Below are 3,758 nucleotides of genomic sequence, written 5' to 3'. Positions count from 1 at the left end.
TGTCGGCGCCGGCGGGCGGCGCGTCGGCTGCGGCCGGCAGCAGCACGTCCTTCGCGACCGTGCCTTCGGGGCCGTATTCGCCGGCGACGGCGAGGCACGCCTTCTCGCGATGCTGGGCCATGTCGTTCGACATCAGCGCGAACATCGACTGCACCCGGCCGCCGAACGGGCCGCGCGGGCTGACGTCGGCCGATCGGGTGCCCTGCTTGACCAGCAGCGCCTCGAAGGTGTCGGTCCCGATCCGATAGCCGCAGACGTTCGACGCCGCGAAGATGTAGGCTGCGAATTCCAGCGCCCGCGGGGCCGGGGCGTTGCGGATCTGCGCCGCGGCGGGCTGCGCGGCGAGACCGAGGCTCAGGAGGGCGGCCGCGGCGGCCGGCGTGGCGAACATGCGCATGGGCGAAAGTTTCCTCATCGTCGTCGACGACTTCTTGCGAGTCGTTGAGACGGGCGAGATACGCCGAACGGTGAACGCCGCCCAGGGGGAGCGGCCCGACGGATTGCCTCAGGCCACGCAGGACAAAGGTGAAGGTCGTTCGTGGTTAAGCGTTACCTGCGTTGCAATCGATAGCGGCGTTTCTACCGCGTCACTGGCCGTCCCGGTCCCTCGTCTGCCTTGCGGAACCGCGGAACTTGTTTCGACTTGATCCTGCCCTACGCGGGGGTTCGAAGCCTGCTATTAACCGGTGGCGAGCAGATCGGAGTCCGACATCTTCCGCAATGAGCCGGACTGGACGCCGCATGCACTTCGCCCTCGACCACCGCGCAGAGCCAGATCCCGCCTTCGTGCCGCCGTCGCTGCGCCTCGCCGAACCGAGCGACGCACCCTCGGGCGAGCGCCGCAACCGCTACGCCCGCTGGGCCCTGCACGAGCGGCTGGGGGAAGGCGACGTCGTCGCCCTGCTGATGCGCAACCAGCCCGACGTGCTCGCGATCTGGCAGGGCCTTGGCTCCGTCGGCGTCACCGTGATGCCGCTCGACCTCACCCTGCGCGGGACCGCGCTTGCCCGGAGCCTCGACGCGATCGGCCCGCGCCACCTGTTCGTCGACGCCGGCCTCGCGGAGACGCTGTGCAGCGTCCAGGGCCTCGTCTCGGTTCAGCCGCTGGTGTGGTGGCACGGCGGCGCCGACTTCGCCCGCATCGACCTCGAGATCGCCGAGTACGACGACGCCCCGCTCGCCCCGCAGGCGCTGCCGGCGCGCCGGGCCTGAGCCATCCTCGAAACCCGACGCGTCCGTGATAGGCTTGACCGGCCATCGAGACGGGAGCCAGGGCATGTCCTCGACCGCGCAGACCGACGCGCCGCTGCTGCTTCGCGCGGATGCCGAAGGCATCGCCACGCTGACGCTGAACCGCGGTCCGGCCCGCAACGCGCTGTCCCTCGGGCTGATGGCGGCCTTGCAGGATGCGCTCGACGCGATCGCCGAGGATCGAGCCGTGCGCGTCGTCGTGCTGCGCGGCGCCGGGCCGGCCTTCTGCGCCGGTCACGATCTCAAGGAGATGCGCGCGCATCCCGGGCGCGAGGCCGCGGCCGAGGTGTTCCGCGCCTGCTCCCGGCTGATGCTGGCGATCACCCGGCTGCCGCAGCCGGTGATCGCGCAGGTTCACGGCATCGCCACCGCCGCCGGCTGCCAGCTGGTCGCGACCTGCGATCTCGCGGTCTGCGCCGACGACGCCCGCTTCGCGACGCCCGGGGTCAACATCGGCCTGTTCTGCTCGACCCCGATGGTCGCGCTCTCCCGCGCGGTGCCGCGCAAGGCGGCGATGGAGATGCTGCTGCTCGGCGAGCCGATCGACGCCGCGGAGGCGTTGCGCATCGGCCTCGTCAACCGTGCGGTGCCGACCGCCGATCTCGATGCGACGGTGCAGGCGATGGCGATGCGCATCGCGGGCAAGTCGGCGCGGGTGGTGGCGATCGGCAAGGAAGCCTTCGGCCGCCAGGCGGAGCTCGGCCTCGAGGAGGCCTACGCCTACGCCGCCGAGGTCATGACCCGGAACATGATGCTCGCCGACGCCGACGAGGGCATCGATGCCTTCCTTCAGAAGCGCACGCCGCGCTGGCCGGCGTGAGCCGCGGTCGAGCCGCGCGGTTCGGCGCGCGAAACGTCCGTCAGCCGCGGCCGGCCGGAACCGGGAAGCGGCGCGCGAACCAGTCGCGCAGCACCGCGCGCTCGTAATACAGGCCGCCGGTCGAGAAGCGTGGGTTGGCCGTCAGCATGAAGTTGGGGTCGGTGACCGTATCCTCGCCGCTGGCGACCACCCGCTTGCCACGCCGCAGTGCGTAGGCGAGCCGGATCCGCGGCGGCGTGAAGTCCTGGACGATCCGCAGGCCACTCGGCGTGCCGAAGCCCGGCCGCTCGTACCCGGCGAGATCGATGTCGAGGACGGCGATGTCGAGGCTCTCGTCGGGGCCGAGGCGCCGGCTGCCGAGGTCCTGGAAGATCCGCGTCATCTCCGCCAGCGTCAGCCGCAGGCTCCGGCCGGAGGAGGCCCAACGGTCCTCCGCGTCGGTGAAGCGCTCCGGCGCGACGTAGCGCACGCCGACCTGCGCGACGGCGGGACCGCCGAGCGCGAGACCCGTCAGGGCTGCCAGGACGACGCGCCTCATTGCTTGGCGCGGTTGATCACGGCGAGCAGCGCGCGGGCGACCGGCTCGGTCACGTTGCGGCGGTACTTGCGGTGGACCAGCTGCCCGTTGTGGTAGACGTCGTGCTCGACGTAGAGCCGCTCGCCGTCCCACCGCACGATGTTGTCGGTCTCGGTCGTCTCCTCGACGCCGAGGTCGTCCCGAAGGATCGCGCTGCCGGTCTGGGTGAACATGCGCAGCTCCTCGCACCTTGATCGGGGATCGCCCGCGCAGACGATCCGTCCGTAGGGTCCACAATAGGCAACCGGCGCAGGCTGCGCCAGTTGCGGCACCGCTCCGGCCCCCGACAAGGACAGCTCGGCTTCGCGGTCGCGGGCATCTCAGCGGATCGTGATCTGATCCTTGATCTTGTCGTAGGTCGCGCGGCTGAGCACGCGCTTCGACAGCAACTGGTCGATCGTCGTGTAGGGCCGGCGCTGGATGATCGCCCGCCCGATGCTGCCGCCGCCGCGCAACCCGTTCAGCTCCGCCAGCGATGCGGTGTTGAGGTCGACCAGCGCCAGCGCGCGCGGTCCGGCGCTGTCGCCGGCCTCGTTCACCTCCGCCTGACCGGTCGGTTGCGACTCCGGCACGGATTGCGAGAGAACCGGGGCTTCCGCGGTCGGCTGGGGTGCCGGAGCGGGTGTGGGCGCGGGATCCGGCGATACCGGCGGCGCGGCGAGGTCCGCTCGAGGCGCTGCGGGGGACGGGACCAGCGTCGGCGTCCCGACCTTTCGCGGCGCCGGGGCGACGGATGCCGGCGGCACGGAGACCGGCGGCGCCTGCGCCGGCGACGGTGCGTGCGGCAGAAAATACTGGATCAGGGCGGCGAGGCAGCCCGCGACGACCAGCAGAAGCGAGATCCGCAGAATCGTCGAACCGCTCAGCATCGCCCCTCCCATCCGTGTTGTTTGGCAAACGCTTGGCAAGTTTTGCAAACGCTTGGCAAGATAGAGACGTTGCGCTGCCGGAGCAAAGCACGGCGTAGACGATCGGGCCGGCCGTCAACAAGCGTCGGCGCGGAAGACCTTCGGACAGCTCGCGGGGCCTTCGGCATCGACGCCGGCTCCGCGCCGGCCCATACCCGCCGGGATGCCGACCGCCCGCCTCGACCCCGCCCGCCTCGCCTTC

At 71.3% G+C, this 3,758-nt stretch carries 6 protein-coding genes; 2 read left to right on the top strand and 4 right to left on the bottom strand.

All coding sequences use genetic code 11. The features are described 5' to 3' along the window. Positions 1-391 (bottom strand): hypothetical protein (locus FV230_RS25690; RefSeq protein WP_147844401.1); only part of this gene is annotated, 391 nt, incomplete at its 3' end. Positions 392-741: 350 nt separating this feature from the next. On the opposite strand from FV230_RS25690, the gene FV230_RS25685 reads away from it, so the two are divergent. After that, a complete protein-coding gene (locus tag FV230_RS25685; RefSeq protein ID WP_243933380.1) occupies positions 742-1,212 on the top strand; it encodes an AMP-binding protein in 471 nt (156 codons plus the stop codon). A 64-nt stretch (positions 1,213-1,276) separates the two neighbouring features. After that, entirely contained in the window at positions 1,277-2,071 is a 795-nt protein-coding gene (locus FV230_RS25680) for an enoyl-CoA hydratase (RefSeq protein WP_147728764.1), read from the top strand. Positions 2,072-2,111: 40 nt separating this feature from the next. Here FV230_RS25680 and FV230_RS25675 read toward each other — a convergent pair whose 3' ends face one another. The 3 genes from FV230_RS25675 to FV230_RS25665 form a co-directional block, all read right to left on the bottom strand. Beyond that, entirely contained in the window at positions 2,112-2,609 is a 498-nt protein-coding gene (locus tag FV230_RS25675) for a DUF3016 domain-containing protein (protein ID WP_147844400.1), read from the bottom strand. Beyond that, a complete protein-coding gene (locus FV230_RS25670; RefSeq protein ID WP_147728766.1) occupies positions 2,606-2,821 on the bottom strand; it encodes a hypothetical protein in 216 nt (71 codons plus the stop codon). Before FV230_RS25670 ends, FV230_RS25675 begins: the two co-directional genes overlap by 4 nt. A gap of 147 nt (positions 2,822-2,968) precedes the next feature. After that, on the bottom strand, positions 2,969-3,517 hold the full coding sequence (locus tag FV230_RS25665) for a helix-hairpin-helix domain-containing protein (RefSeq protein WP_147844399.1): 549 nt from the start codon (positions 3,515-3,517) through the stop codon (positions 2,969-2,971). Between the last annotated feature and the right edge of the window lie 241 nt (positions 3,518-3,758).

It is taken from the genome of Methylobacterium sp. WL6, from assembly GCF_008040095.1.
Classification (GTDB): Bacteria; Pseudomonadota; Alphaproteobacteria; order Rhizobiales; family Beijerinckiaceae; genus Methylobacterium.
Note: the sequence above shows the minus strand (reverse complement) of the source record. Positions and strands in the feature narration are given on the sequence as shown.

Excerpts from the sequence above, each read along its gene's own strand:
- FV230_RS25665 (WP_147844399.1), bottom strand. The coding sequence starts at position 3,517 with ATGCTGAGCGGTTCGACGATTCTGCGGATCTCGCTTCTGCTGGTCGTC.
- FV230_RS25670 (WP_147728766.1), bottom strand. The coding sequence starts at position 2,821 with ATGTTCACCCAGACCGGCAGCGCGATCCTTCGGGACGACCTCGGCGTC.
- FV230_RS25680 (WP_147728764.1), top strand. The coding sequence starts at position 1,277 with ATGTCCTCGACCGCGCAGACCGACGCGCCGCTGCTGCTTCGCGCGGAT.
- FV230_RS25685 (WP_243933380.1), top strand. The coding sequence starts at position 742 with ATGCACTTCGCCCTCGACCACCGCGCAGAGCCAGATCCCGCCTTCGTG.
- FV230_RS25675 (WP_147844400.1), bottom strand. The coding sequence starts at position 2,609 with ATGAGGCGCGTCGTCCTGGCAGCCCTGACGGGTCTCGCGCTCGGCGGT.